This window comes from Enterovirga rhinocerotis (assembly GCF_004363955.1).
GTDB lineage: Bacteria > Pseudomonadota > Alphaproteobacteria > Rhizobiales > Beijerinckiaceae > Enterovirga > Enterovirga rhinocerotis.
Genome location: NZ_SNZR01000011.1, coordinates 1,629,532 through 1,654,937, shown reverse-complemented (window position 1 = coordinate 1,654,937; position 25,406 = coordinate 1,629,532). Strand labels below are relative to the sequence as shown.

Sequence of the window (25,406 nt, the reverse complement as noted above, 5' to 3'; positions counted from 1 at the left end):
CAGTCCGCGCAATACCAATATGGTTTGAGTGGTTGTAGCATTGGTAGGATTGGTTTGAGCAGCGACGGTCCCCCCGCCGAGTGGCACTCGCAGAGTTGGGCTCGGCGGATCAGTGTGGGCGAGCGCTATGCTGCCCCAGGATGCGAGTATCCAGGGGTCGGAGGATCCAGGGATCGGAGGATCCAGGGGTCGGAGGATCAAAGGCCGAAGGGATCGCCGGATCCGGTGATCGGACGCCGCATCCCAGGTGCGGGCCGGCGGCTCAGCTCCGGCCGCGCGTACGGGCCATGAAGATGTCGTAGTTAAGCTCGTTCAGCTGCCACCACGGCAGCGCCTCGGTTCGGAAGGCCATCATCGAATCGTAGGCGCGCTTGAAATCGGCATTCTTGGCCGACAGCTCGGCGTAGAGCTCGTTCGCGGCCTTCAGCGAGGCCTCCATGATCGATTGCGGGAAGACGCGCAATTCGATGCCGGAGGCGAGCATGCGGCGGAGAGCGGGCGGGTTCGAGGCGTCGTATTTGCCGAGCATCCAGTTATTCGCGGCCTCGCAGGCCTGGGCGAGGATGGCGCGATAGGACGGCGGCAATTCGGCGAGGCGGTCCTTGTTGACGACGAGATGCATCATCGCGCCGCCCTCCCACCAGCCGGGCGCGTAGTAGTATTTGGCAACCTTGCCGAAGCCGAGCTTCTCGTCATCCGCCGGGCCGACGAATTCGGCGGCATCGAGCGTGCCGCGCTCCAGCGCCGGATAGACGTCGCCGGCCGGCAATTGCTGCGGCACGGCGCCGAGCTTCGCCAGGACCTGCCCGCCGAGACCGCCGATGCGGAACTTGAGGCCTTGCAGGTCGGCGGGGCTCTGCAGCTCCTTGCGGAAGAAGCCGCCCATCTGCGCCCCGGAATTGCCCGAGGCGAAAGACACGACGTTGAAGCGCGCCAGGATCTCGTTCGTGATCGTCTCGCCGCCGCCGAACTGCCACCATGAGTTCTGGAGGCGGGCGTTGAGGCCGAAGGGCAGGCCGGTCCCGACCGCGAGCGCAGGCTCCTTGCCGGTGTAGAAATAGAGCGCCGTCTGCGCGCATTCGACGGTGTTGTTCTGTACGGCGTCGAGCGCGCCGAAGCCCGGCACGATCTCGCCCGGCCCGAAGGGCAGGAGCTGGAAGCGGTTGTCGGTCGCCTCGGCGAGGTATTTCGCCAGGATGACGTTCGTGCCGAAGATCGTGTCGAGCTGCTTCGGGAAGCTCGACGTGAGCCGCCAGCGGATCGTCGGAGACGACTGAGCGATGGCGGGCGAGGCGAGGAGGCTCGCGGCGGCGACGGCGCCCAAAGCGGCCCGGCGGTGAGGCTTCGGCGTCGTCATCAAACCAGCTCCAGAGAGGACTGCACGGGGCTTAATGGCCGGCACCGGCGCTCGCAAGCGTGTCGATGGGACAGGCGCCCGGCCTGAGGCCTCTCCGCCGCTCATCCCGGCGAAAACCGGGATCCAGTGTCATGCCCGGGCTCGATCCCGGCCTTCACCGGGACGAGCGGAGAGGGCAGCGATCACGCCTTGGCAGCAGCCTTCTTGGCGGCCGGCTTCTTCGGCGCAGCCTTCTTGGCCGCGGCGTCCTTGGCCGGTGCCTTCTTCGCCGCGGCCTTCTTCGGCGCCGCCTTCTTGGCCGTGCCCTCGGCCTTCGTGGTCTTGCCGCGGCGCGCGCCGGCTCGTTTCGAGGGGCCGGCTGCGCGGCGGGCGGCGAGAAGTTCGGCCGCCTCCTCGAGCGTCACCGCCTCCGCGCTCTTGCCGCGGGGGAGGGTGGCGTTGGTCTCGCCGTCCGTCACGTAGGGGCCGTAGCGCCCGGCCTTCACGACGACGGGCTTCTTCGTCTCCGGATCCTCGCCGAGAGGACGGCCCGGATCTGCGGCACGGCCGCCGCGTCCGCCGCCCTGCTCCTTGGCGATGATGAGATCGATGGCGCGGTTGCCGCCGATCTCGAGCACGTCGTCGTCGCGGCCGAGGCTCGCATAGGTCTTGCCGTGCTGCACATAGGGGCCGAACCGGCCGATCCCGGCGAGGATCGGCTCGCCGCTCTCGGGATGCTTCGTGATCTCCCGAGGCAGCGAGAGGAGGGCGAGGGCCCGCTCGAGGTCGAGGCTCGCCGCGTCCATGCCCTTCGGGATCGAGGAGCGCTTCGGCTTCTCGCCCTCGGAGGCCTCGCCGAGCTGGATGAAGGTCCCGAAGCGGCCGTCGCGGACCGAGACGTCGAGGCCGGTCTGCGGATCCTGGCCGAGGACGCGCGGGCCGGACGAGCCGCCCTCGCCATCCTCGCCCGAGGAGACGGCGAGCTGGCGGGTGTAGCGGCATTCGGGATAGTTCGAGCAGCCGATGAAGGCCCCGAACTTCCCGAGCTTCAGCGACAGCATCCCCGTCCCGCAGGTCGGGCAGGCGCGCGGATCGCCGCCATCGGCCTTCTGCGGGAAGATGTGCGGGCCGAGCAGTTCGTTCAGCGCGTCCAGGACCTCGCCGGTGCGAAGCTCCTTGGTGCCGTCGATCGCGACCGAGAAGTCGCGCCAGAAATCGCGCAGCACCTGCTTCCAGTCGATCTCGCTGTTCGAGATGCGGTCGAGCTGGCCTTCGAGATCGGCGGTGAAATCGTATTCGACATAGCGCCGGAAGAAGCTTTCGAGGAAGGCGACGACGAGGCGTCCCTTGTCCTCGGGCATCAGCCGCTTCTTCTCGATCTTCACGTATTCGCGGTCGCGCAGAACGGCGAGCGTCGCGGCATAGGTCGAGGGACGGCCGATGCCGAGCTCCTCCATGCGCTTGACGAGGCTCGCCTCGGAATAGCGCGGCGGCGGCTCGGTGAAGTGCTGGGTGGCCGCGATGCGGCGGCGCTCGAGGCCGTCGCCGGCCGCCATCGGAGGCAGGCGCTTCTCGTCCTCGTCGTCCCCGCCCGAGCCGTCCGCCTCGGGATCGTCGCGTCCCTCGCGGTAGAGCGTGAGGAAGCCGTCGAAGCGGATCACCTGGCCGGTGGCGCGAAGGAGGAGCGTCCTCGGGCCGACCTGCGCGTCGATATCGACGGTGGTCCGCTCGAGCTGCGCCGATTCCATCTGGCTCGCGACGGTGCGGGTCCAGATCAGTTCGTAGAGCCGCGCCTGGTCCGGTTCGAGCTGGCGCATGACCATGCCCGGCCGGCGGCCGAGATCGGTCGGTCGGACGGCCTCGTGGGCCTCCTGCGCGTTCTTCGCCTTGGTCGAATAGCGGCGCGGGACGTCCGGGCAGTAGCGCTCGCCGTAATCCTTCGTGATGACGCGCCGCGTCTGGGCGATCGCCTCGGGCGCCATGTCGACGCCGTCGGTTCGCATATAGGTGATGAGGCCGACCGTCTCGCCGCCGATATCGACGCCCTCGTAGAGGCGCTGCGCGATCCGCATCGTATGGGCCGGGGCGAAGCCGAGCTTGCGCGAAGCCTCCTGCTGGAGGGTCGAGGTGGTGAAGGGCGGCTGCGGGTGGCGCTTGGCCGGCTTCGCCTCGACGCTCGTCACCCGGAAGGTCGCGAGTTCGAGATCGCGCCGGAAGGCCTCGGCCTCGTCCTTCGTGCCGACGTCGAGGCGGGAGATGCGCTTGCCGTCCGCGCCGACGAGACGGGCGTCGAAGACGCCTCCGGCTTCGGTCGCCAGAGTCGCGACCAGCGACCAGTATTCGCGGGCGACGAAGCGCTCGATCTCCATCTCGCGGTCGCAGACGAGGCGGAGCGCGACCGACTGCACCCGTCCGGCGGAGCGGGCGCCCGGCAGCTTCCGCCAGAGCACGGGGGAGAGCCGGAAGCCGACGAGGTAATCGAGTGCGCGCCGGGCGAGATAGGCGTCGACGAGCGCGGCGTCGATCTCGCGGGGGGCCCGCATCGCGGCGGCCACCGCGTCCTTGGTGATGGCGTTGAAGGTCACGCGCTCGATCGGCACGTCCTTCAGCGCCCGCTTCTCGCGGAGCGCCTCGACGACGTGCCAGGAGATCGCCTCGCCCTCGCGGTCCGGGTCGGTCGCGAGGATGAGCTTCTCGGCTCCCCGCACCGCCTTGGCGATGTCGGCGACGCGCTTGCCGCTCTTGGAGTCGAGCTCCCAGAGCATGCGGAAATCCTGGTCGGGATCGACCGACCCGTCCTTGGCCGGAAGGTCGCGGATATGCCCGAACGAGGCCAGGACCTCGTAGTCCTTGCCCAGGTATTTGTTGATCGTCTTGGCCTTGGCGGGCGACTCGACGACGACGACTTTCATGCCGCGATCCGTGACAATGTGCTCCGACCCGGCATTCGACCGGGGATTTCGGGAGGCCGGATAGGAGCGTGAGGGGGCGTTACGTGGGATAGGCCGGCGCGCAAGTCAATTCGCGACAGGTTTCTTCCCTTCACTTCGTCGCTCGCGCGGCATCCCCAACGGCATTGCCGCATAGGCTTCGGCGATCTGCGCCTCGATCCTCTCGGCGACGGAATCGCGGTAGTGGATCGGGTCGTAGAAGCTGCGCGGATCGTCTGCCTCCGCCCCGGGCTGCTGCAGATCGAGAAGGGCGGTGCGGGGCCGTCCCGCCAGCACCTCGCGCGCCCGGGCGACGCAAGCCGCGATGGTGCGGGCCGCCGGGCTGCCGGCGTCCGGGATGGCCGTCCGGTACGTGGGCGGGCGGACCAGGATGAACGCGGTCTCGGGCGGCAGCGTCGCCAGCACGGTCCGGAGCCGGTCGAAGGCGGGAAAGCGTCCCGTCTCGTTCACGAGGCCGGGCCGGGGGGACATGAGATGAGCGTTGGGCTTGTCCGGGTCGGCGAGGCCGAGATTGGCGAACATCGGCCGGTAATCCCAATAGCCGTCCGGGCGCAGGCCCTTCTTGCCCGTCAGGAGATAGGCGATGCGAGAGGCCGCTCCCTCGAATGCGCGGTATCGGACGAGGCCGACGAGATAGTCGCGGAAGCTCTCGGCATAGAGCCAGGTCGGGAAGTTCGGGATGTGGCCCGGCTCCGCCTCGCACCAGAACTCGTCCGCTCCCATCACGATCGCGCGCGGCGCCGCATGGTTATCGAGGAACCAGCGCAGCACCGCGAACTGGTCGGCGGGGCGCGTTCCGGGAATCGTCAGCGACACCGTGGACCAGCCCGTCAGCCCGTCGAGCCGCGCGGGTTGCAGCTGCTGCATGCGGGAATTGCCGAAAACGGCCGAGTCGAACCGCGGATCGCGCGCTCGGCTCGCATTGGCGGTGGTCGGATATTGATGGTTGAGGCCGGGCCGCAGGAAGCCGGTGCGGCCGGTATCGTAGGGGTCGATGGCGAGAAGGATGGCGATCCCGACGAGCAGCAGGCCGATCGTCGCGCCGATCAGAAGGCGCGCGAAGCCGGCCCAGGCCCGGGCATCGTCCGTCCTCTGCTCCGCCTGAGGCGCCGTCGCGGCCGCGCCCATCCACATCTCCCGCTTCCCTTTTGCCGGCGGAGCCCATAACCCGGCGGACCATGGCCTGTCCCGCTTTCCCGCACCGTCATCTGCTCGGCATCGAGGGATTGTCGCCGGGTGACATCACGCTCCTGCTCGACCGGGCCGACGAGGCGATCGAGGTCTCGCGTCAGGTCGAGAAGAAGAAGACGACGCTCCGGGGCAGGACCCAGATCAACCTCTTCTTCGAGCCCTCGACCCGCACCCAATCCTCCTTCGAACTCGCCGGCAAGCGCCTCGGCGCCGACGTCATGAACATGTCGGTCGCCTCCTCGTCCGTGAAGAAGGGCGAGACGCTGATCGATACGGCGGCGACGCTGAACGCCATGCGGCCGGACATCATCGTCGTGCGCCACCAGGAGGCGGGCGCGGTCCATCTCCTCGCCCGGAAGGTCGATTGCTCGGTCGTCAATGCCGGCGACGGGGCGCACGAGCACCCGACCCAGGCTCTCCTCGACGCGCTGACCATCCGCCGCAACCGCGGCCGCATCCAGGGCCTGACGGTCGCGATCTGCGGCGACATCCTGCATTCGCGCGTCGCCCGCTCGAACATCATCCTGCTTCAGGCGCTGGGTGCCCTGGTGAGGGTGATCGGCCCCTCGACGCTGATGCCGGCCGGGATCGAGCGCTTCGGCGTCGAGGTCTTCACCGACATGCGCCAGGGCCTCGCCGGGGCCGATATCGTGATGATGCTGCGCCTTCAGCGGGAGCGGATGAACGGCTCGTTCGTCCCCTCGGTGAAGGAGTATTTCCGCTATTACGGCCTGGATTCCGAGAAGCTCGCGGGCGCCGCGCCGGACGCCCTCGTGATGCATCCGGGGCCCATGAACCGCGGCGTCGAGATCTCGTCGGAGGTCGCGGACGGCGCGCAGTCGCTGATCAGGGAACAGGTCGAGATGGGCGTCGCGGTGCGGATGGCCGTGCTCGAAGCCCTGGCCGGCCACCTGCCGAATCGTTGATGGCCGAGGCGTATTGACCCTCTGCCCTTCGGCGGGAGAGGGTGGCCGCGCAGCGGCCGGGAGAGGACGCGTGACGAGTGTGAGACCGATCATCCTGGCCGATGCGACCCTCGTCGATCCCGGTTCGGGCCGCGAGGGAAGGGGCAGCCTCCTTCTCCGCGACGGGATGATCGCCGATATCGCCTGGGGCGCTTCGCCCGACGCTCCGGACGGAGCGGAGGTGATCGGCTGCGCCGGTGCCGTGGTCGCGCCGGGCCTCGTCGATATGCGTGCCTTCGTCGGCGAGCCGGGTGCGGAGCATCGCGAGACGCTCAAGACCGCGAGCGAGGCCGCGGCGGCGGGGGGCGTGACGACCATCGTCTCGATGCCCGACACCAACCCGGTGGTCGACGGGCCGGCCATCGTCGACTTCCTGCTGCGGCGGGCACGCGACACCTCGATCGTCCATATCCACCCGGCCGCCGCCATCACGAAGGGCCTCCAGGGCCGCGAGATGACCGAGCTCGGGCTTCTGCGCGAGGCGGGTGCGGTCGCCTTCACCGACGGCGAGCACGCCGTCGCCTCGGCCGCCGTGATGCGCCGGGCCCTGACCTATGCGCGCGATGTCGGCGCGCTCCTGATGCCTCACCTGGCCGAGCCGGGCCTCGTCGGGACCGGGGTGATGAACGAGGGCGAACTCGCCTCCCGCCTCGGCCTGGCCGGCATTCCTCGGGAGGCCGAAACCATCATGCTGGAGCGCGATCTGCGCCTCGTGCGGCTCACCGGCGCGCGCTACCACGCGGCGATGATCTCCTGCGCGGATTCGGTCGAGATCGTGCGCCGCGCCAAGGAGGCGGGGCTGCCCGTCACCTGCGGGGTCTCGATCAACAACCTGACGCTCAACGAGAACGACGTCGGCCATTACCGCACCTTCTGCAAGCTCTCGCCCCCGCTCCGCCACGAAGATGACCGGCAGGCCGTGATCGAGGCTCTGGCGGAGGGCGTCATCGACGTCGTCGTCTCCGATCACAATCCGCAGGACGTCGAGACGAAGCGGCTGCCCTTCGCGGAGGCGGCGGACGGGGCGCTGGGGCTCGAGACTCTGCTCTCGGCCTCGCTTCGGCTCGTCCATGACGGCCGGCTGAGCCTCCCGGCGATGCTGCGGGCCGTCTCGAGCCGGCCGGCCGAGATCCTGTCGCTCCCGACGGGCCGCCTCCAGAAGGGCGCGCCGGCCGATCTCGCCCTCATCGACATCGACGAGCCTTACGTGCTCGACAAACGCGAGTTGCGCTCGCGCTCGAAGAATTCGCCGTTCGACGAATCCCGTCTCACCGGCCGTGTTCAGGCGACGATCGTCGCCGGACGAGTCGTGTTCGACCGGCGCGCCGACGGCGCCGCGCGGGCGGCCTGATGGGCTCCCTCGCCGCCTGGCCCTGGCCGGCCATCCTCGCCGGGCTCTCCCTCGGCTACGGGCTCGGCTCGATCCCGTTCGGCCTTCTGCTGACGAGAGCCGCCGGGCTCGGCGACATCCGGGGCATCGGCTCGGGCAATATCGGCGCGACCAATGTCCTGCGGACCGGCAACAAGGCGCTCGCGGCTGTGACGCTGCTGCTCGACGCCCTGAAGGGCACGGCGGCGATCCTGCTCGCGCGGGCGCTGCTCGGGCCGGAGGCCGGGCTCGCCGCGGCGATCGGCGCCTTCCTCGGACATTGCTTCCCGATCTGGCTCGGCTTCAGGGGCGGCAAGGGGGTGGCGACCTTCATGGGCTGCCTCCTCGCGCTCGACTGGCGGGCCTTCGTCGCCTTCGCCCTGGTCTGGCTCGCAGCCGCCTTCGGCACGCGCTATTCCTCGGTCGGCGGCCTCTCGGCCTCCCTCGTCTCCGCGCTCCTGCCCTGGTGGCTCGGCGATCCGGCGACGAGCGGCGCGCTCCTCGTCCTGACGGCGATCCTCTGGCTGAAGCATCGGCCGAATATCGAGCGCCTGATCGCGGGCACCGAAACCAAGATCGGCCGCAAGGGGTGAACCCGTCGGTGAGCCCGCCCCCGCTCACCGACGAGCAGCGGCTCGACTGGCTTCGCCTCATCCGGACCGAGCGGATCGGTCCCCGCACCTTTCGCGCCTTGATGAGCCGGCACGGCGGCGCCCGAGAGGTTCTGGAGGCGCTGCCGGGTCTGGCACGCCGGGCCGGCCGCGCGATCGAGGTCACGACCCGTGCCGAGGCCCTGCGTGAGATCGAGGCGGCCGGGCGGGCCGGGATCCGCTTCGTCGCGAGCGTCGAGGGGGATTATCCGACGCCCCTGCGCGCCATCGATACCGCCCCGCCTCTTCTCGCCGTGCGGGGCGACGGACCGGCGCTTCTGCGGCCGGCCGTCGCCATCGTGGGCTCGCGCAACGCCTCGGCGGCGGGGCTCGCCTTCACCGAGCGTCTCGCGGCCGGGCTCGGCGCCGCGGGCTACGTCGTCGTCTCGGGTCTCGCACGCGGCATCGACACGCGTGCGCACCGCGCGGCGCTCGCCTCCGGCACCGTCGCGGTCCTCGCCGGGGGGCACGACCGCATCTACCCGAGCGAGAACAAGGGCCTCCTCGAGCGCATCATCGGCGAGGGCGGAGCGGTCGTCAGCGAGATGCCGTTCGGCTGGGAGCCGCGGGCGCAGGACTTCCCGCGCCGGAACCGCATCGTCTCGGGGCTCTCCTACGGGGTGGTCGTGGTGGAGGCGGCGCGGCGTTCGGGCTCCCTGATCACCGCCCGGCTCGCGGCCGAGCAGGGCAGGGAGGTCTTCGCCGTGCCGGGATCGCCGCTCGATCCGCGCGCCGAGGGCACGAACGATCTCATCCGCGGCGGCGCGACCCTCTGCGCCGACGCCGACCATGTCGTCTCGGCGCTCGAGCCGCTCCTGTCGAAGGGAACGGGGATCGGCGAACGACAGCCGGCATGGCACGAGCCGGCAGCGGGCGGATCACGATTGAGCGAGGCCGACCGGTTCTGGGACGAGTTCGAATCGGGATCCGACGAGGATGGCGACGAGCGCTTCCCGATCGGGTCATGGGCTGAGCCTGAACCGGGCGACGAGGTTCCGCCCGGCGACCGGGAGCGTGTCGCGGCGCTTCTCGGCGCCAGTCCGGTCGCGATCGACGATCTCGCCCGTCAGGCCGGGCTTCCGGTCGGAGCGGTCCACTCGGCGCTGATCGAACTCGAACTGTCGGGATCGATCATCCGGCACTCCGGCAACGCCGTCTCGCTCCAAATGTCACAGGCCGTTGCTCCGCTCGGCGGCGCCAAGGCGTGAAGCCGGCGCGGTTGCATTGGTAGTTCAGCAACGCGCTATAAATTTCTGTAAGATCATGATTTTTGTTGGATCAAGATCGCGCTTTCCTGCGGTCTGCCTCAACCGCCGACGGTGCCTTTCTTGCGGGCGCGCTGTGCCACGGTTCGCGCTTCCAGCCGCGCCATGTCGAGCAACGTGCCGAGAAATTCGAGCCGTTCCGCGCGGGCCAGTTTGGCCAGTTCGTCGCTCAGCTCCGCGATGTATTCGGCCGTGCCACGAAGCCGCTCCGAAGGGGCATCCGGGTCTCTTTCCAGCTCCTTTGACATCGACCCGTGCATCTCCCTGACCTTTGGCAGGAGTGGATCGTCCACGGTTTAGCGTGGGCGCCCTCTGATTGCAATCAGGGCGAGTGATGAAGCGTATCGCACGATTGAGGATTGCTGTCTGTTCAATCGTCCATGGCGTCGGTCGCCTCGTGCCCGAGGCTTCGCAGCCGGTCGAGAGCGCCCTGGAGAATGTAGGCTGCGGCGAGCCGGTCGACGACCTGAGCCCGCTTCGCGCGCGAAGCGTCCTGGCTGATCAGCTCGCGCGTCACGGCGGCTGTCGACAGCCGTTCGTCCCAGAACGCTGCCGGCAGGGCGATCTCCCGCCGGAGGTTGCGCACGAAGGAGCGCGTCGCTTGCGCGCGCGGGCCCTCGCTGCCGTCCATGTTGAGAGGCAGCCCGACGACGAATCCGCCCACCTGATACTGCTCGGCGATGGTCCGGATGCGGGCCGCGTCCGCGGTGAACTTCGTCCGCCGGATCGTCTCGAGGGGCGTGGCGAGGCTGCGCTCCACGTCGGACAGGGCGAGGCCGATCGTCTTGGTGCCGAGATCGAAGCCGAGCAGCCGTGCGCCCCTCGGCAGGGACAGCACTCCGGCCAGATCGTTGATGTCGCTCATCGGCTCTGGTCCCGTCGGGTGTTCGAAGAAGGGTTCCGATCCGGGCCGGTGCTCGCTACATGGCCTGCAACGACAACGGAGGACAGATGATGCGCGTGATCTGGCAGGGACATTCGGCTTTCCGACTCGAATTCGCGGACAAGGTCGTGCTGATCGACCCGTTCTATACCGGCAATCCCGGCTTCCAGGGCGATCCGGAGAAGGCCGCGGACGGCGCCACCCACATCCTGATCACGCACGGCCATAGCGACCATATCGGCGATGCCCTCGCGATCGAGGCGAGGACCGGCGCCAAGATCGTGTCGAATTTCGAGGTCTGCATGTACCTCGCCGGCAAGGGGGCGAAGGCCATCGACCCGATGAACACGGGCGGAACGACCGATCAGGGCGGCTTCTCCGTGACCTTCACCCGCGCCGATCACTCCTCGACCATGATCGAGGACGATGTCTTCACGCCGCTGGGGCTTCCGAACGGCATCATCGTGCGGGCGCCCGGCGAGCCGACCGTCTACCATATGGGCGATACCGACGTGTTCGGCGACATGGCCCTGCTCCAGGAGCGGTTCAGCCCGGACGTCGTGATCGTGCCGGTCGGCGACCGCTTCACCATGGGGGCCGAGGGTGCGGCGTTCGCGGTCCGGCGCTTCTTCAAGCCGAAGGCCGTCATCCCCTGCCATTTCGGGTCCTTCCCGATCATCGCGCCCAATGCCGATGCCTTCGTGGCCGCGATGGAGGGCAGCGGCATGCAGGTTCTGACCCCTCATGTCGGGACGGCCGTGACGCTCTGAACGGCGTTAACCTTGTTCGCGCTTTCGCATCGTGGAGCGTGACCGGGCCGATCGAGTTGTGCCATAGTGGTTCACTATTTCTTAACCATGGTGGACGGCGATGAGGAGGCGGCGCACGTTCGGCGCGTCCGGGTCGGACGATGGCGCGGTCCAGCGCCCGTTCGAGGTCGAGGCCCGTGCCGGCCACGCCTGGTTCGCGCGGCGTGAGAAGCCGCGCGAGCCCGTCGAGCGCCGTTCGGCGAACGTGCCTGCCCTGCGGCAGGCCGAGTTGGTCCTTTCGGGAACGAGCCGCGCCGTCGCCCGGCGGATGGTCCGGATCCCGGCCGATTCCATCGTCTCGGTCTCTGGCTCGGGCCTGCGCCAATCTTTCCTGCCAGCTGAAACGGCGGCGCCTCGCCGCTGTGCCAACGACAATGTCGCCGGGGATGGCCGTCGTGTGCCGACCTGGCTGCGCGAGATGCTGTTTCTCGCGATCTTCGTCGCGACCCTCGCCGGCACCTATTATCTCGGGCGCCAGCACGCGGCCGAGAACGTGATCATCGTGCCCGAGACCTCGGAGCGAATGCATCGCATCACCTGAGGCGCGTTGTGATCGGTCGATGGCTGGTGGTATAGCCGCCCGCGCAAGAAGGAGCGCGGGATGTCGGTCGACGAGGCAACGGTAAGGCGGATCGCGCATCTGTCGCGGATCGCGATCGAGGATGCCGACGTGCCGCGCATGCAGGGCGAGCTCAACGCGATCCTCGCCTTCGTCGAGCAATTGAACGAGGTCGACGTCGCGGGTGTCGAGCCGATGACGGCGGTGACGCCCATGCGCATGAAGCAGCGCGAGGATGTCGTGACCGATGGCGGCAAGGCAGCCGTCATCGTCGGTAATGCGCCCGCGAGCGAGGATGGCTTCTTTCTCGTTCCCAAAGTCGTCGAATAGGCCGCGCCCTTCGCCGCCCGGCGACAGGCCGGGTTGTCGTATCGCCATCGATGTGAGACGCGGAACCCGCGCCATCGGCCGCCCCGGACATTCCCGAGACCATGACGGATCTGACACAACTCTCCCTGGCCGAAGCCCGCGATGGCCTCCGCGCGAAGGACTTCACCGCGGTCGAGCTGACCCGGGCCCATGTCGAGGCGGTGGCCGGTGCGAGGGCGCTGAACGCCTATGTCCTCGAGACGCCCGACCAGGCGCTGGCCATGGCGGGTGCGAGCGACGAACGTCTCGCCAAGGGGGAGGGCGGTCCGCTGGAGGGCTTGCCGCTCGGGATCAAGGACCTGTTCTGCACGAAGGACGTTCGCACGACGGCCTGCAGCGGCATCCTGAACGACTTCACGCCGGCCTATGAATCGACCGTCACGACCCAGCTCTGGCGTGACGGCGCCGTGATGCTCGGCAAGCTCAACAACGACGAGTTCGCCATGGGCTCGTCGAACGAGACCTCGTCCTTCGGCCCTGTCGTCTCGCCCTGGCGCCGCGACGGCTCGAATGCCGGGGCCGATATCGAAGGCACGCATCTCGTGCCCGGCGGCTCCTCGGGCGGCTCGGCGGCCGCGGTCGCCGCCCGCCTCTGCCTCGGCGCGACCGCGACCGATACCGGCGGATCCATCCGCCAGCCGGCCGCCTTCACGGGCACGGTCGGCATCAAGCCGACCTACGGGCGCTGCTCGCGCTGGGGCATCGTCGCCTTCGCCTCCTCGCTGGATCAGGCCGGCCCGATCGCGCGGACGGTGCAGGACTGCGCCATCCTGTTGCGCTCCATGGCCGGGCATGACCCCAAGGACACGACATCGGCCGATCTCGCCGTCCCCGATTACGAGGCCGCGCTTGGCCGGGGCGTGAAGGGGCTCACCATCGGCATTCCGAAGGAATACCGCATCGAGGGGATGCCGCCGGAAATCGGCGCGCTCTGGGACCAGGGCCGGGCCTGGCTCGAAGCCGCCGGGGCGAAGGTGGTCGAGGTCTCCCTGCCGCACACGAAATACGCCCTGCCGGCCTATTACATCGTGGCGCCGGCCGAAGCCTCGTCCAACCTCGCCCGCTATGACGGCGTGCGCTACGGCCTGCGGGTGCCGGGCCGCGACATCGCCGAGATGTACGAGAACACCCGCGCCGAAGGTTTCGGCCGCGAGGTCAAGCGCCGGATCATGATCGGCACCTACGTCCTCTCGGCCGGCTATTACGACGCCTATTACGTGCGGGCGCAGCGCATCCGCACCCTCATCAAGCGCGATTTCGAGGAATGCTACGCGGCCGGCGTCGACGCCATCCTGACGCCGGCGACGCCGTCCGGAGCCTTCGGCATCGGCGAGAAGGGCAGCGCCGACCCGGTCGAGATGTATCTCAACGACGTCTTCACCGTGACGGTGAACATGGCCGGCCTGCCCGGCATCGCGGTCCCGGCGGGCTTCGATGCGCAGGGCCTGCCTCTCGGGCTCCAGCTCATCGGCCGTCCCTTCGACGAGGAGACGCTGTTCGCCGCCGCCCGCGTGATCGAGGAGAGCGCCGGCCCCGTGACGCTGCCCGAGCCTTGGTGGCGGTGATGTCCGGTCGCGCTTCCGACGAATTCCCGCTCGCTCCGCTCCGGGTGGAGATCGACGCGGTCGACGCCGAGATCGTCGGGCTTCTCGCGCGGCGCCTCGGGATCGTCGAGCGCGTCATCGCGATCAAACAGGAGCACGGGCTCCCGGCACTCCTGCCAGATCGCGTGGAAGAGGTCGTCGCGCACGTCCGGGAAAAAGCGTCACAGGGCGGCGTTCCGCCCGACCTCGCCGAAACGCTCTGGCGCGCCATGATCGACTGGACGATCGCCTACGAGGAACGGCGCCTGCCGGAGCCGCGATCTTGATCGCTCCCTCGGTTCCCTTCTCCACCTGGATCCTGGCTGCGTTCGATCCGATCCTGATCGTCGCGGCGACCTATCTCGGCTGGAAGGCGGATCAGGCCGGCAAGGTCTTCATCGCCGCCATCGCCGCGATCGGCATCACGCTCGTCATCGAGGCGGTGATCACGTGGATCGGCATCCCGTCCCTCGCGCCCGTGTCGCGCGAAGGGCCGATGCTGCTGCCCGTGCGGAGCGTCGCGGCGCTGATCTGGGCCGGTCTCGGCTACGGCGCGCACCGCCTTTACGAGCGTCGTCGCTGATCGCCTCGGTCAGCGGGCGGGGTGCGCAAGCGGTCCCGCCTCGTAGACGATCTGCAGCTCGGGCGGAGATGTCCGGGGCGATTCGACCGAATGGAAGGCGAGCATGGCGCCGCCGACGATCGCCGAGCCGATCAGCAGGCCGCCCGCTCGGCTGAACCGGAGAGCCGGACCTTCGCGTCGCATCCAGAAGCGATCGTCTGGCGACACGCGCGGCATCGATGCGAGCCGGGCTCTGTCGATGGGGAAGGGGTGGACGGCCATGGTTCTCGTCCTCGACGCCGTAGCGGACACAACGCACCATGTCCGCGATTGTTTCCGGCGGGATTGCGCGGTTGACCCGCGCCTGCCCGTCTCCCTACTGAGGGCCGACAGAGAATGCGAGGACCCGGCGGCATGAACGCGCCCGTGAACCCGAAGAAGCTCATTTCCGGCGCCCTCGGCGACTGGGAGGTCGTGATCGGCCTCGAGGTCCACGCCCAGGTGACGAGCCGGGCGAAGCTGTTCTCGGGTGCCTCCACGGCCTTCGGCGGGGCACCGAACGACCACGTCTCGCTCGTGGACGCGGCCATGCCGGGAATGCTGCCGGTCATCAACGCCGAATGCATCGCCCAGGCTGTCCGCACGGGCCTCGGCCTCAAGGCGCAGATCAACCTGCGCTCGGTCTTCGACCGCAAGAACTATTTCTATCCGGACCTGCCGCAGGGCTACCAGATCAGCCAGTACAAGAGCCCGATCGTGGGCGAGGGCGAGGTCACGGTGGACCTGCCGGACGGGGAGAGCATCCGCGTCGGGATCGAGCGGCTCCACCTGGAACAGGATGCCGGCAAGTCCATCCACGACCTCTCGCCGACCGAGAGCTTCGTCGATCTCAACCGCTCGGGCGTCGCGCTGATGGAGATCGTCTCCCGGCCCGACATGCGCTCCTCGGACGAGGCGAAGGCGTATGTGACGAAGCTCCGCACGATCCTGCGCTATCTCGGCACCTGCGATGGCGACATGGAGAAGGGCAACCTGCGTGCCGATGTGAACGTCTCGGTGCGGCGGCCGGGAGAGCCCTTCGGCACGCGCTGCGAGATCAAGAACGTCAACTCGATCCGCTTCATCGGCCAGGCCATCGAATACGAGGCGCGCCGCCAGATCGCGATCATCGAGGACGGCGGCACGATCGACCAGGAAACGCGCCTGTTCGATGCGGGGAAGGGCGAGACGCGCTCGATGCGCTCGAAGGAAGAGGCGCACGACTACCGCTACTTCCCCGATCCCGACCTCCTGCCGCTCGAATTCGACCAGGTCTTCGTCGACGGTCTCGCCGCGGCGCTGCCGGAACTGCCGGACGAGAAGAAGGTGCGCTTCATCGGCGATTACGGCCTCACGCCCTACGATGCAGGGGTGCTGACGGCCGAGCGCGAGACCGCGGATTACTTCGAGGAGATCGCCCGCGGCCGGGACGGAAAGGCCGCAGCGAACTGGGTCATCAACGAACTCTTCGGCCGCCTGAACAAGGAAGGGAAGGGGATCGAGAACAGCCCCGTCTCCGCCGACCAGCTCGGGGCGATCGTCGATCTGATCGGCGAGAAGGTGATCTCCGGCAAGATCGCCAAGGACCTCTTCGAGATCGTCTGGTCCGAGGGCGGCGATCCGCGCGAGCTCGTCGAGACGCGCGGCATGAAGCAGGTCACCGATACCGGCGCCATCGAGGCTGCGGTCGACCAGGTGATCGCGGCCAACCCGGACAAGGCGGAGCAGGCCAAGGCGAAGCCGACCCTCGCCGGCTGGTTCGTGGGCCAGGTCATGAAGGCGACCGGCGGCAAGGCCGCCCCGGCAGCGGTGAACGCCCTGGTGAAGCAGAAGCTCGGGATCGAGTAGCGCTACCGGGCGACAGACGGATGCCTGCGGACAAAGGCGGATGAAACGCCGCTTGATCGCGGGCGTGAAAGGAATACTATTCACTTAATGGAATGGGCCGTCGAGTATACCGACGAGTTCGGCCTCTGGTGGGACACGCTCACCGAAGCCGAGCAGATCGGCCTCGACTCCCATGTCCGGAAATTGGAGCAGCGCGGCCCCCATCTCCCGTTCCCCTATTCGAGCGGACTCAACGGTTCGCGCCACGCTCATATGCGAGAGTTGCGCGTGCAGAGCGGCGGCAAGCCTTTGCGGGTGTTCTATGCCTTCGACCCGCGCCGGACAGCGATCCTGCTGATCGGCGGCGACAAGACGGGCGACGGGCGGTTCTACGAGCGGATGATCCCGATCGCCGATGCCCTCTATGACGAGCATCTCGCCGAGTTGCAGAAGGAGAAGAGGTGATGGCCGGTCGGCGTAGCTTCGCGGAGCTTCGCGCCCGCATGTCGCCCGAGGCCCAGGCCGAAGCCGAGGTCGAGGCCCGGCGTCTCGGAGAGGAGATGGACCTCGCCGAAGTGCGCCGTGCCTTGAAGCTGTCCCAAGAGGAACTCGGGCAGACTCTCCAGATCAACCAGGGATCGGTCGCCAAGATCGAGAAGCGGACGGACATGTATGTCAGCACCCTGCGCCGCTTCATCGAGGCGATGGGGGGCGAGTTGGAGATCGTTGCGAGGTTCCCCGATCGCGCCGTCAAGATCAGGAGTTTCTCCGATCTCAGGGAGAGCGACCGTACCTGAGCGACGAGGTTAGGGCGCCGGCGGCGCGGCTCACGGCAGGCTCGTCACATGCCCGGCATGGACCTCGGGTGCTGCCGATGCGATACGGCCGCGTCACCCGGAGGTTCGCTTGCGCATTCTGATCACGAACGACGACGGCATCCACTCGCCGGGCCTCGAATTCCTCGAAGAGATCGCGCGCGAGCTGTCGGACGACGTCTGGACCGTCGCGCCGGAATTCGATCAGTCCGGCGTGTCGCACTCGCTCTCGCTGTCCGATCCGCTGCGGCTGCGTCAGGTCGCCGAGCGGCGCTTCGCGGTGAAGGGCACCCCGACGGATTGCGTCATCATGGGCACGCGCCACGTGATCAAGGATCTGCGGCCCGATCTTGTCCTCTCCGGCATCAATCGGGGCCAGAACGTCGCCGAGGACGTCACCTATTCGGGCACGGTCGCGGGCGCGACGGAGGGTACGATCCTCGGCATCCCCTCGATCGCCCTGTCGCAGGCCTATGGCCGGAGCGGGCGCGCTAACATCAAGTGGCATTGCGCGCGTCATCACGGTGCCGAGACGATCCGCCGGATCGTCGATGTCGGCATCCCGGATGGGACGCTGATGAACATCAACTTCCCCGACTGCGAGCCGGAGGAGGTGCAGGGCATCGCCGTCACCGCCCAGGGCAAGCGCGACAAGGAGTTGCTGTCCATCGAGGAGCGCGCGGATGGGCGCGGCAATCCGTATTTCTGGATCGGCTTCGCGCGCAAGCACTACGATCCCGGCAACGGGACCGATCTCCTGGCCCTCGTCCAGAACCGCATCTCGGTGACGCCGCTGCGCCTCGACATGACGGACGAGCCGACCATGACCCATTTCGCGCAGGCTCTGGCGCAGGGTAACTGACGGCCGTTCGCGGCGGCGTCCACAACCGCTGGCGAGACCTCGCACACCAAACGTCAATCTCCCCCGACGAGGATGGAGCATTCCTTTCGGGGGCTTGTTGTGTCTGCCGCCTTCGCACTCATCGATGAAACCCGGGCCTACGAGCCCCGGGCGGAGGCTGCCGCCTTCGTCCTCGCCTTGCGGACGAGAGGCATCGCCGATCTGTCGCTGTTGAGGGCGATGGAGACGGTGCCGCGCGAGTTGTTCGCGCCGCGCCGCTATGCGGATCTCGCGCGGCACGACATCGCGCTCCCTCTGCCCTGCGGCGAGACGATGACGGCACCGACCGTGGTCGCCGTGATGGTGAGGGCCCTCGGCGTCGGATCCGGTCAGCGCATCCTCGAGATCGGAACGGGCTCCGGCTACGTGACCGCGTTGCTGTGCGCCCTCGGGGGCGATGTCGATTCCATCGAGCGGCGGCCGGTCCTCGCGGACAGCGCCTGGCAAAGGATCAAGGCGGCCGGTTTCTCGGAGCGCTGCGGCATGGATTGCCGCGACGGCTTTGCGGATGACGGCCGTGAGACACGGTACGATCGCATCCTCGTCAACGGGGCTCTCGCCGAAGGGACCGTGCCGGAATCTCTGACCTCCCTGCTCGCGGCCGGCGGCCGGCTCGTCGCGGGCAACCGGGACGCGTCCGGTTCCGTCCGCCTCATGACCGTCCTGTGCGCCTCCGAAGGGGAACTCGCCGTCTCGATGGGCGCGCCCATCCGCCTTCCTGCAATATCGTGAATCCGAATGGGCGGCGTTCAACGGAAGCTTAACCCCAAAAGGCCTTTAATCCGATCTACGGTTTTGCGTTTGGGGCGTTCAGTGATGCGTAACGGACTCGGGGGCGAGATGATGCGGGCCGTGTCGCGGTTCGCGATCATCGGGATGGTCGGGAGCCTGGCCGCAGCCTGCTCGACCGACCGCTTCGCCGGCGGCAACCCCTTCTCCAATCCCTTCCCGAGCGCGGGTCAGGGCGCGGATCCCATCCATACGGGAAGCATCAATCGCGAGCCGCCTGCGGCTGCGATGCCCCGCAGCACGATCGACGCGCAGCCGCTGCCGCCGATCGGGACGTCCAGCGCGGCGCCGTATGAGGCTCCGTCCCACGCGATGCCGTCGCGTCCGAGGACTGCAAGCGGCGGTCCCGGCTGGTCGACGACCGGCGGCACGACCGTCATCGTCGGACCCGGCGAAACCGTCACGACCCTGTCCAGCCGCTACGGCGTTCCGGCCGACGCCATCCTGTCGGCCAACGGGCTGAAGCACGGGGATGTGACCGGCGGCCGTCGGGTCGTCATTCCGGTCTACAGCGCCAGGGGAGATGCCGGCGTGGCGCCTGCCCGCCGCGCCGAGGCTCCGGCTCCCGTGCGTTACACCGCGCCGCCGGCACCCCAGCCCGCGGGCCGCGTGGTCGCTTCTTCGCGGATGGACGTCGCGAGGTCGGCGCCCAGGACGATCGCCGAGGCAGCCCCGCCGAAGCCTCAGATGCGTCCCGGCCGGCCGGTCGTCGCGCAAGCCCCGGAGCCGACCCGCGCCGCCCCCGCTCAGCGCGTGGCCGAGGCGCGCCAGCAGGTTCTCCGCGCGCCGCCCCCCGTTCCCGCGAGGACGGCCACCAAGCCGGAGACGCGGCCTGCCAGGGTTGCGGAGCGGGAGATCGTCCTCCCGGCGAGGAAGGTCGTCGCTTCGGCCCAGCCCGCGGCCGCATCGAAGCCGGTCGAGCCTGCGAAACCGGCGGCGTCGCGGAAGGAGCCTGTGAGGGTCGCATCCGTGGAACCGGCCAAGACCGTTCCGACGAGGCAGGCCGCGGCCGAGTCGCCGAAGACGGTTGCGAGAGAGCCCGAGTCGACGGGAGCGATCGCGCCGTCGGCGCCGGCCAAGACCACGGCCTCCGGCGGCACGACCGATTTCCGCTGGCCGGCGCGCGGCCGGGTCATCGCCGGTTTCGGCGGGAGCGGCGGCAACGAGGGCATCAACATCGCCGTGCCGGAAGGCACGCCGGTGAAGGCGGCCGGCGACGGCACCGTCGCCTATGCCGGCTCCGAGGTGAAGGGCTACGGCAACCTCGTCCTCATCCGGCACGACAACGGCTACGTCTCGGCCTATGCCAATAACGGCCAGATCGACGTCAAGCGCGGCCAGCGGGTGAGCCGCGGCCAGTCGATCGCCCGGTCGGGGCAGACCGGCAACGTGACGTCGCCGCAGCTGCACTTCGAGATCCGCAAGGGCTCGACCCCGGTCGACCCGATGAAGTACCTCGCCAGCGCAGAGTAAGGCGCAACCGCCATCGGGATTCCGCGACGCGGAACCCGGATCGTCAGACGCCGGCCACTGGCCGGCGTTTGCATGTGTGCAGCCTGCGAGAGCGGTCCGGGCTCGGCTGCAGCGGAGCCCGGAATGTGCCCTACTTGGTCTGGTTGAGCCTCGCGAGGAGGCTCGACGTGTCCCAGCGGCCGCCGCCCATGCGCTGCACCTCGGCGTAGAACTGGTCGATCATCGCGGTCGCCGGCAGGAGGGCGCCGTTGCTGCGGGCCTCGTCGAGGCAGATCGACAGGTCCTTGCGCATCCAGTCGACGGCGAAGCCGAAATCGTACTTGCCCTGGTTCATCGTCTTGTATCGGTTCTCCATCTGCCAGGAGCCTGCCGCGCCCTTCGAGATGACGTCGATCACGGCCTCGATGTCCATCCCGGCCCGCTGGCCGAAGGCCACGGCCTCGGCGAGGCCCTGGACGAGGCCGGCGATGCAGATCTGGTTCATCATCTTGGCGAGCTGGCCGGACCCGGTCGGACCGAGCAGCCGGCAAGCCCGGGCGAAGCTCATGATGACCGGTTCGACGCGCTGGAACACGGCGTCATCGCCGCCGCACATGACCGTCAGGACGCCGTTCTCGGCACCGGCCTGACCGCCGGAGACCGGCGCATCGATGAAGCCGAAGCCGGCCGCCCTTGCCGCCGCGTCGAGCTCACGCGCGACATTGGCGGACGCCGTCGTGTGGTCGACGAAGACGGTGCCCTTGCCCATCGCCTGGAACGCACCCGAGGCGCCGATCGTCACTTCGCGGAGGTCGTTGTCGTTGCCGACGCAGCAGAAGACGATCTCCTGGCCCTGGGCTGCCTCCGCCGGCGTCTTGGCGAAGGCGCCGCCGTGCTCGCCGGCCCATCTCTCCGCCTTGGCCGCCGTGCGGTTGTAGACGGTGACGGAATGGCCCTTCTTCGCGAGATGGCCCGCCATCGGGTAGCCCATCACGCCGAGGCCGAGGAACGCCACTTTCGCCATCATCTACTCCTTGTCTGCGCCGTTCGGCGCTCACTTGATATCGAACGGCAGGTATTTCGCGCGGATGCGATCATAGGTTCCGTCGGCGATCACCTTCGCGATGGCGGCGTCGAACATCTCCGCCAGCCCTCGGTCGCCCTTCCTGACGGCGACCCCATAGCCTTCGCCGCGATCGACCGGCAGGTCTGCGACCGGCCGACAGCAATCTCCTCCCTCGCGCGACTGAAGGAAGGACTGGATCTCGAGCTTGTCGCCGAGGACGAAGTCGAGCCGCTCGGCCAGGAGGTCGAGCTCGGCATCGTCGAGCTTGTGATAGAGCCGGATCTCGGGTTTCGCGGGCAGGCTCTCGAGGTAGGCCGCGAACTCGCCGTCCTCCACGACGCCGACGCGCTTGCCGGCGAGTGACGTGGTGTTGAAGGGATCGGGGATGTCGGCGTCCCGCCGCCCGATCAGGAGCGAGGGCATCCGGTAATACGGACGCGAGAAGCGATAGCGGCTGCGCCGCTCGGGCGTGATCTCCATCGACGACATGATGGCGTCGATGCGCTTCTCCTTCAGGGCCGCGTGCAGCCCGTCCCAATCCTGCAGGACGAAGGTGCAGGGCAGGCCCATCGCCTCGCAGAGCGCACGGCCGAGATCGACCTCGAAGCCGGCCGGCTCCTGCCCCTCGGCGTAGTTGAAGGGGGGATAGGCGCCCTCGACGGCGATGCGGAGCTGGGCCTGCGCGAGGGCGCCGGACGGACCGAAGATTAGGGCGAGGACGAAAGCGAGCCGCGCCACGCGAGCGGCGCGCCTCCTCGTCGCAACGATGGGCGGAATCGCGGTCACTCGATCTTCGGCGGGCCGTCGAGGCCGGGCAGACCGCCGGGGCCATCGAGGGGCGAGGGCAGGTCGCGAAGGGAGCGCTCCACTTCCGCCGGATCCTTCTGGACCTGGCCTCCGAGCCAGTACGTCACGGAGCCGGGCCACATGATGACGATCACGACGAGCAGGATCTGCATGCCCACCCAGGGGATGGCGCCCCAGTAGATGTCCCGGCTGCGCACGGTCTTCGGTGCGATGCCGCGCAGGTAGAACAGCGCGAAACCGAAGGGCGGGTGCATGAAGCTCGTCTGCATGTTCACGCAGAGGAGGACGCCGAACCAGATCAGGTTGATGTCGAGCTTCGCTGCCACCGGGGCGAGAAGCGGGATCACGATGAAGGCGATCTCGAAGAAGTCGAGGAAGAACGCCAGGAAGAAGATGAACACGTTGACGAAGATCAGGAAGCCGACCTGACCGCCGGGAAGTTGGGACAGCAGGTGCTCGATCCAGCGTCCGCCATCCATGCCTTGGAAGACGAGGCTGAAGCAGGTCGAGCCGATCAGGATGAAGACCACCATGGAGGTGATCCGCATGGTCGATTCCATGCTCTGCCGGATCAGCGTCCAGCTCAGGCGGCGGTGCAGGGCGGCGAGGCCGATGGCGCCGACGGCGCCCATGGCGCCCGCTTCGGTCGGCGTCGCGAGGCCGAGGAAGATCGTGCCGAGCACGAGGAAGATCAGAACGATCGACGGCACCATGCCCCAGAGGACGCGCCGGATCAGCGGCCAGCCGCGCTCGGTCCTCGCTTCGGGCGGAATCGGCGGCATCGAGCCTGGACGCAGGAACGACAGGATGGCGATGTAGAGGACGAAGATCAGGACCTGCAGCATCGAAGGCCCGATCGCCCCGAGGTACATGTCGCCGACCGACCGGCCGAGCTGGTCCGCGAGGACGATCAGCACGAGCGAGGGCGGAATGAGCTGCGTGATCGTGCCCGAAGCCGCGATGACGCCCGTCGCGAGGCGCATGTCGTAGCCGTAGCGGATCATCACCGGCAGGGAGATCACGCCCATCGCGATGACCGATGCCGCGACCGTGCCCGTGATGGCGCCCAGGATCGCGCCGACGACGATCACGGCATAGGCGATGCCGCCCGGAACGCTGCCGAACAGCTGTCCCGTGCCCTCCAGGAGATCCTCGGCGAGGCCGCATTTCTCGAGGATGGCGCCCATGAAGGTGAAGAAGGGGATCGCGAGCAGCAGCTCGTTCGACATGATCCCGAAGAAGCGGAACGGAAGCGCCTGAAGGAAGTCGGGGCTGAAATGGGCCGTCCAGATCCCGAAGAGGCCGAAGAGCAATCCGACTGCGGACAGGGAGAAGGCGACGGGGAAGCCGATCAGGAGGAATGCGATCATTCCTCCGAACATCAGAGGCGGAAGCGGTCCGTAGGCGAACATGAGCCGGCCTTTTCTTCAGACGGGAGCGGGGCCGGTCGGCCTACTGGACGGGTTTTTCGTAACGGGCGTCGATCTCGATCACCCCTTCGAGCGCGAGGATGCGCTTTGCGAGTTCCGAGAAGCCCTGGAGCGTCAGCAGGCCGAAGCCCATGGGCACCAGCATCTTCGCCGGCCATAGGATCAGGCCGCCGGGGCTGTTCGAATACTCGCCGCTCTTGAAGGACTGCCAGAAGAACGGCCACGACAGCCAGGTCAGATAGATCATCACGGGCAAGAAGAAGACGGCGAACCCGACGATATCGATCCACAGTTGGGTCCGGGGAGACACCGCCGAGTAGATCAGATCAACCCGGACATGCTCGTTCATGCGCAGCGTGTAGGCGGCGCCGAGAAGGACCATCGCGCCGAACATGTACCACTGCACTTCGAGAAAGGCGTTGGAGGAGTAGCTGAAGAGGTAGCGCACGACGGCATTCGCCGCGCTGATCAGCACGGCGAAGAGAACCAGCCAGTCCGAGATCCAGGCAAAGCCTTGGCTGATGCGATCGATGCCACGACACACGGACCGTAACGCTTCCATGTGGCCTCCCCAGACAAAAGCAGCGGCCGCCTTGCGCGGCGTTCTGCCTTCGGTCCGAAAGGGGCTTCACGTCAAGGCCGTCGAAAGGACGAGACCGGTGTCTCGGCGGTCAGCCGCCGGTGACGCTCATGTGGCGGGGGACGGCCGGAGCCGTGTGGTCACGGTCGATGACGAAATCATGGCCCCGCGGCTTGCGCGTGATCGCCTCGTCGATCGCTGCGCGCAGCCTGTCGTCCGCCTCCGAGGCGCGGAGGGGAGCACGAAGGTCTGCCGCGTCTTCCTGGCCGAGGCACAGGTAGAGCTGCCCGGTGCAGGTCAGTCGCACGCGGTTGCAGGATTCGCAGAAGTTGTGGGTCAGGGGCGTGATGAAGCCGAGCTTCCCCCCGGTTTGCTCGACCCTGACATAGCGGGCCGGCCCGCCGGTGCGCTCCGAAAGAGGTGTGAGCGTGAAACGCTCCGCGAGCCGATCGCGAACCACCGAGAGCGGCAGGTACTGGTCCAGTCGGCCGGGCTCGATCTCGCCCATCGGCATGACCTCGATCAGCGTGAGGTCCATGCCTTCCCCATGCGCCCATTCGAGCATCGGGGCGATCTCGTCCTCGTTGACGCCGAGAAGCGCCACGGTGTTGATCTTAACCTTGATGCCCGCCCGCCGGGCGGCCTCGATGCCGCGCAGGACCTGGGCGAGGTCTCCCCGCCGCGTGATCGCCTTGAACCGGGCCGGGTCCAGCGAATCGAGGGACACGTTGATTCGCCGGACGCCATGACCGGCCAACTCGTCGGCATAGCGTCCGAGCAGGGTGCCGTTCGTCGTCAGGGTCAGTTCCTGCAGCGCCCCGGAGACGAGATGGCGCGACAGCGATCCGACGAGCCGCATGACGTCGCGACGGACCAGGGGCTCTCCTCCCGTCAGCCGGAGCTTTCGCACGCCACGGTCGATGAAGGCGGAGCAGAGGCGGTCGAGTTCCTCGAGCGTGAGCAGATCGCGCTTCGGCAGGAACGTCATGTCCTCCGCCATGCAATAGACGCAGCGAAGGTCGCACCGATCGGTGACGGAGACGCGCAGATAGGTGACGTGGCGTCCGAACGGATCGACGAGGCCGCGCGCGCCCCTGGCAGAGGGCGTCGCGAGCGCACCGTCCGAGCCGTGTTCGGCAAACGGCGGCATCATCGGATCGTCGACGAGGGACATCGTTCTAATCTAGGGACGATGCGCCTATCGTCAA

At 68.2% G+C, this 25,406-nt stretch carries 27 protein-coding genes; 16 read left to right on the top strand and 11 right to left on the bottom strand.

Translation table 11 applies throughout. From position 1 onward, the window contains the following. Window positions 1–262: 262 nt before the first annotated feature. The 3 genes from EV668_RS08555 to EV668_RS08545 form a co-directional block, all read right to left on the bottom strand. Complete coding sequence (locus tag EV668_RS08555) at window positions 263–1,357, bottom strand: TRAP transporter substrate-binding protein (protein WP_133769340.1); 1,095 nt, start codon at window positions 1,355–1,357, stop codon at window positions 263–265. A gap of 182 nt (window positions 1,358–1,539) precedes the next feature. After that, complete coding sequence (gene topA, locus EV668_RS08550) at window positions 1,540–4,248, bottom strand: type I DNA topoisomerase (RefSeq protein ID WP_133769339.1); 2,709 nt, start codon at window positions 4,246–4,248, stop codon at window positions 1,540–1,542. Between the two features lie 105 nt (window positions 4,249–4,353). Continuing rightward, on the bottom strand, window positions 4,354–5,415 hold the full coding sequence (locus EV668_RS08545; protein ID WP_133769338.1) for a hypothetical protein: 1,062 nt from the start codon (window positions 5,413–5,415) through the stop codon (window positions 4,354–4,356). Between the two features lie 50 nt (window positions 5,416–5,465). Between EV668_RS08545 and EV668_RS08540 the strand changes: the two genes are divergently transcribed. The 4 genes from EV668_RS08540 to dprA all read left to right on the top strand — a co-directional run bounded on the left by EV668_RS08540 (window position 5,466) and on the right by dprA (window position 9,670). Then, window positions 5,466–6,404, top strand: a complete 939-nt coding sequence (locus tag EV668_RS08540) for an aspartate carbamoyltransferase catalytic subunit (protein ID WP_133769337.1) — start codon at window positions 5,466–5,468, stop codon at window positions 6,402–6,404. A gap of 79 nt (window positions 6,405–6,483) precedes the next feature. Then, a complete protein-coding gene (locus tag EV668_RS08535) occupies window positions 6,484–7,794 on the top strand; it encodes a dihydroorotase (RefSeq protein ID WP_133770095.1) in 1,311 nt (436 codons plus the stop codon). After that, the gene (gene plsY / locus EV668_RS08530) at window positions 7,794–8,405 is read left to right on the top strand and encodes a glycerol-3-phosphate 1-O-acyltransferase PlsY (protein ID WP_133769336.1); all 612 of its coding nucleotides are present in this window, start codon (window positions 7,794–7,796) and stop codon (window positions 8,403–8,405) included. The genes EV668_RS08535 and plsY overlap by 1 nt, the downstream gene beginning before the upstream one ends. A gap of 8 nt (window positions 8,406–8,413) precedes the next feature. Then, window positions 8,414–9,670, top strand: a complete 1,257-nt coding sequence (dprA, locus tag EV668_RS08525) for a DNA-processing protein DprA (RefSeq protein ID WP_245512946.1) — start codon at window positions 8,414–8,416, stop codon at window positions 9,668–9,670. A gap of 98 nt (window positions 9,671–9,768) precedes the next feature. Here the strand turns inward: dprA and EV668_RS08520 are convergent, their stop codons facing one another. Both EV668_RS08520 and ruvX read right to left on the bottom strand, forming a co-directional pair. Next, entirely contained in the window at window positions 9,769–9,975 is a 207-nt protein-coding gene (locus EV668_RS08520; RefSeq protein WP_133769335.1) for a hypothetical protein, read from the bottom strand. A gap of 122 nt (window positions 9,976–10,097) precedes the next feature. Beyond that, a complete protein-coding gene (gene ruvX / locus EV668_RS08515) occupies window positions 10,098–10,592 on the bottom strand; it encodes a Holliday junction resolvase RuvX (protein ID WP_133769334.1) in 495 nt (164 codons plus the stop codon). Window positions 10,593–10,681: 89 nt separating this feature from the next. Between ruvX and EV668_RS08510 the strand changes: the two genes are divergently transcribed. The 6 genes from EV668_RS08510 to EV668_RS08485 all read left to right on the top strand — a co-directional run bounded on the left by EV668_RS08510 (window position 10,682) and on the right by EV668_RS08485 (window position 14,513). Then, the gene (locus EV668_RS08510) at window positions 10,682–11,380 is read left to right on the top strand and encodes a metal-dependent hydrolase (protein ID WP_133770091.1); all 699 of its coding nucleotides are present in this window, start codon (window positions 10,682–10,684) and stop codon (window positions 11,378–11,380) included. Window positions 11,381–11,480: 100 nt separating this feature from the next. Next, window positions 11,481–11,960, top strand: coding sequence for a hypothetical protein (locus tag EV668_RS08505; RefSeq protein WP_133769333.1), 480 nt, complete (start codon window positions 11,481–11,483; stop codon window positions 11,958–11,960). 60 nt (window positions 11,961–12,020) lie between these two features. Then, window positions 12,021–12,308, top strand: coding sequence for an Asp-tRNA(Asn)/Glu-tRNA(Gln) amidotransferase subunit GatC (gene gatC, locus EV668_RS08500; RefSeq protein WP_133769332.1), 288 nt, complete (start codon window positions 12,021–12,023; stop codon window positions 12,306–12,308). A gap of 101 nt (window positions 12,309–12,409) precedes the next feature. Beyond that, window positions 12,410–13,912 (top strand): Asp-tRNA(Asn)/Glu-tRNA(Gln) amidotransferase subunit GatA, encoded by a 1,503-nt coding sequence (gatA, locus tag EV668_RS08495; RefSeq protein ID WP_133769331.1) that lies wholly within the window; start codon window positions 12,410–12,412, stop codon window positions 13,910–13,912. Beyond that, window positions 13,912–14,217, top strand: coding sequence for a chorismate mutase (locus EV668_RS08490; RefSeq protein WP_133769330.1), 306 nt, complete (start codon window positions 13,912–13,914; stop codon window positions 14,215–14,217). Before gatA ends, EV668_RS08490 begins: the two co-directional genes overlap by 1 nt. Further along, window positions 14,214–14,513 carry a hypothetical protein gene (locus EV668_RS08485; RefSeq protein WP_342636823.1) on the top strand — a complete coding sequence of 100 codons (300 nt, stop codon included), beginning with the start codon at window positions 14,214–14,216 and terminating at the stop codon, window positions 14,511–14,513. The genes EV668_RS08490 and EV668_RS08485 overlap by 4 nt, the downstream gene beginning before the upstream one ends. A 9-nt stretch (window positions 14,514–14,522) precedes the next feature. Here EV668_RS08485 and EV668_RS08480 read toward each other — a convergent pair whose 3' ends face one another. Further along, window positions 14,523–14,774 carry a hypothetical protein gene (locus tag EV668_RS08480; RefSeq protein WP_133769328.1) on the bottom strand — a complete coding sequence of 84 codons (252 nt, stop codon included), beginning with the start codon at window positions 14,772–14,774 and terminating at the stop codon, window positions 14,523–14,525. A 132-nt stretch (window positions 14,775–14,906) separates the two neighbouring features. Between EV668_RS08480 and gatB the strand changes: the two genes are divergently transcribed. From gatB to EV668_RS08450, 6 genes are all read left to right on the top strand, one after another. Continuing rightward, entirely contained in the window at window positions 14,907–16,379 is a 1,473-nt protein-coding gene (gene gatB / locus EV668_RS08475; RefSeq protein WP_133769327.1) for an Asp-tRNA(Asn)/Glu-tRNA(Gln) amidotransferase subunit GatB, read from the top strand. A gap of 87 nt (window positions 16,380–16,466) precedes the next feature. Then, on the top strand, window positions 16,467–16,823 hold the full coding sequence (locus EV668_RS08470; protein ID WP_133769326.1) for a type II toxin-antitoxin system RelE/ParE family toxin: 357 nt from the start codon (window positions 16,467–16,469) through the stop codon (window positions 16,821–16,823). After that, entirely contained in the window at window positions 16,823–17,155 is a 333-nt protein-coding gene (locus tag EV668_RS08465) for an XRE family transcriptional regulator (RefSeq protein ID WP_133769325.1), read from the top strand. The genes EV668_RS08470 and EV668_RS08465 overlap by 1 nt, the downstream gene beginning before the upstream one ends. A 109-nt stretch (window positions 17,156–17,264) precedes the next feature. Next, entirely contained in the window at window positions 17,265–18,035 is a 771-nt protein-coding gene (gene surE / locus EV668_RS08460) for a 5'/3'-nucleotidase SurE (RefSeq protein ID WP_133769324.1), read from the top strand. A gap of 99 nt (window positions 18,036–18,134) precedes the next feature. After that, window positions 18,135–18,806 carry a protein-L-isoaspartate O-methyltransferase family protein gene (locus tag EV668_RS08455; protein WP_166652387.1) on the top strand — a complete coding sequence of 224 codons (672 nt, stop codon included), beginning with the start codon at window positions 18,135–18,137 and terminating at the stop codon, window positions 18,804–18,806. Window positions 18,807–18,890: 84 nt separating this feature from the next. Beyond that, window positions 18,891–20,336: a peptidoglycan DD-metalloendopeptidase family protein gene (locus EV668_RS08450; protein ID WP_133769322.1), complete on the top strand. Its 1,446-nt coding sequence runs from the start codon at window positions 18,891–18,893 to the stop codon at window positions 20,334–20,336. 130 nt (window positions 20,337–20,466) lie between these two features. Here EV668_RS08450 and EV668_RS08445 read toward each other — a convergent pair whose 3' ends face one another. The 5 genes from EV668_RS08445 to moaA all read right to left on the bottom strand — a co-directional run bounded on the left by EV668_RS08445 (window position 20,467) and on the right by moaA (window position 25,372). After that, window positions 20,467–21,339 carry an NAD(P)-dependent oxidoreductase gene (locus EV668_RS08445; RefSeq protein WP_133769321.1) on the bottom strand — a complete coding sequence of 291 codons (873 nt, stop codon included), beginning with the start codon at window positions 21,337–21,339 and terminating at the stop codon, window positions 20,467–20,469. A gap of 30 nt (window positions 21,340–21,369) precedes the next feature. Then, the gene (locus EV668_RS08440) at window positions 21,370–22,119 is read right to left on the bottom strand and encodes a transporter substrate-binding domain-containing protein (protein WP_166652386.1); all 750 of its coding nucleotides are present in this window, start codon (window positions 22,117–22,119) and stop codon (window positions 21,370–21,372) included. Between the two features lie 44 nt (window positions 22,120–22,163). After that, entirely contained in the window at window positions 22,164–23,600 is a 1,437-nt protein-coding gene (locus EV668_RS08435) for a TRAP transporter large permease (RefSeq protein WP_133769319.1), read from the bottom strand. 40 nt (window positions 23,601–23,640) lie between these two features. After that, on the bottom strand, window positions 23,641–24,180 hold the full coding sequence (locus EV668_RS08430; RefSeq protein WP_133769318.1) for a TRAP transporter small permease subunit: 540 nt from the start codon (window positions 24,178–24,180) through the stop codon (window positions 23,641–23,643). A 109-nt stretch (window positions 24,181–24,289) separates the two neighbouring features. Continuing rightward, complete coding sequence (gene moaA, locus EV668_RS08425) at window positions 24,290–25,372, bottom strand: GTP 3',8-cyclase MoaA (RefSeq protein WP_245512944.1); 1,083 nt, start codon at window positions 25,370–25,372, stop codon at window positions 24,290–24,292. Between the last annotated feature and the right edge of the window lie 34 nt (window positions 25,373–25,406).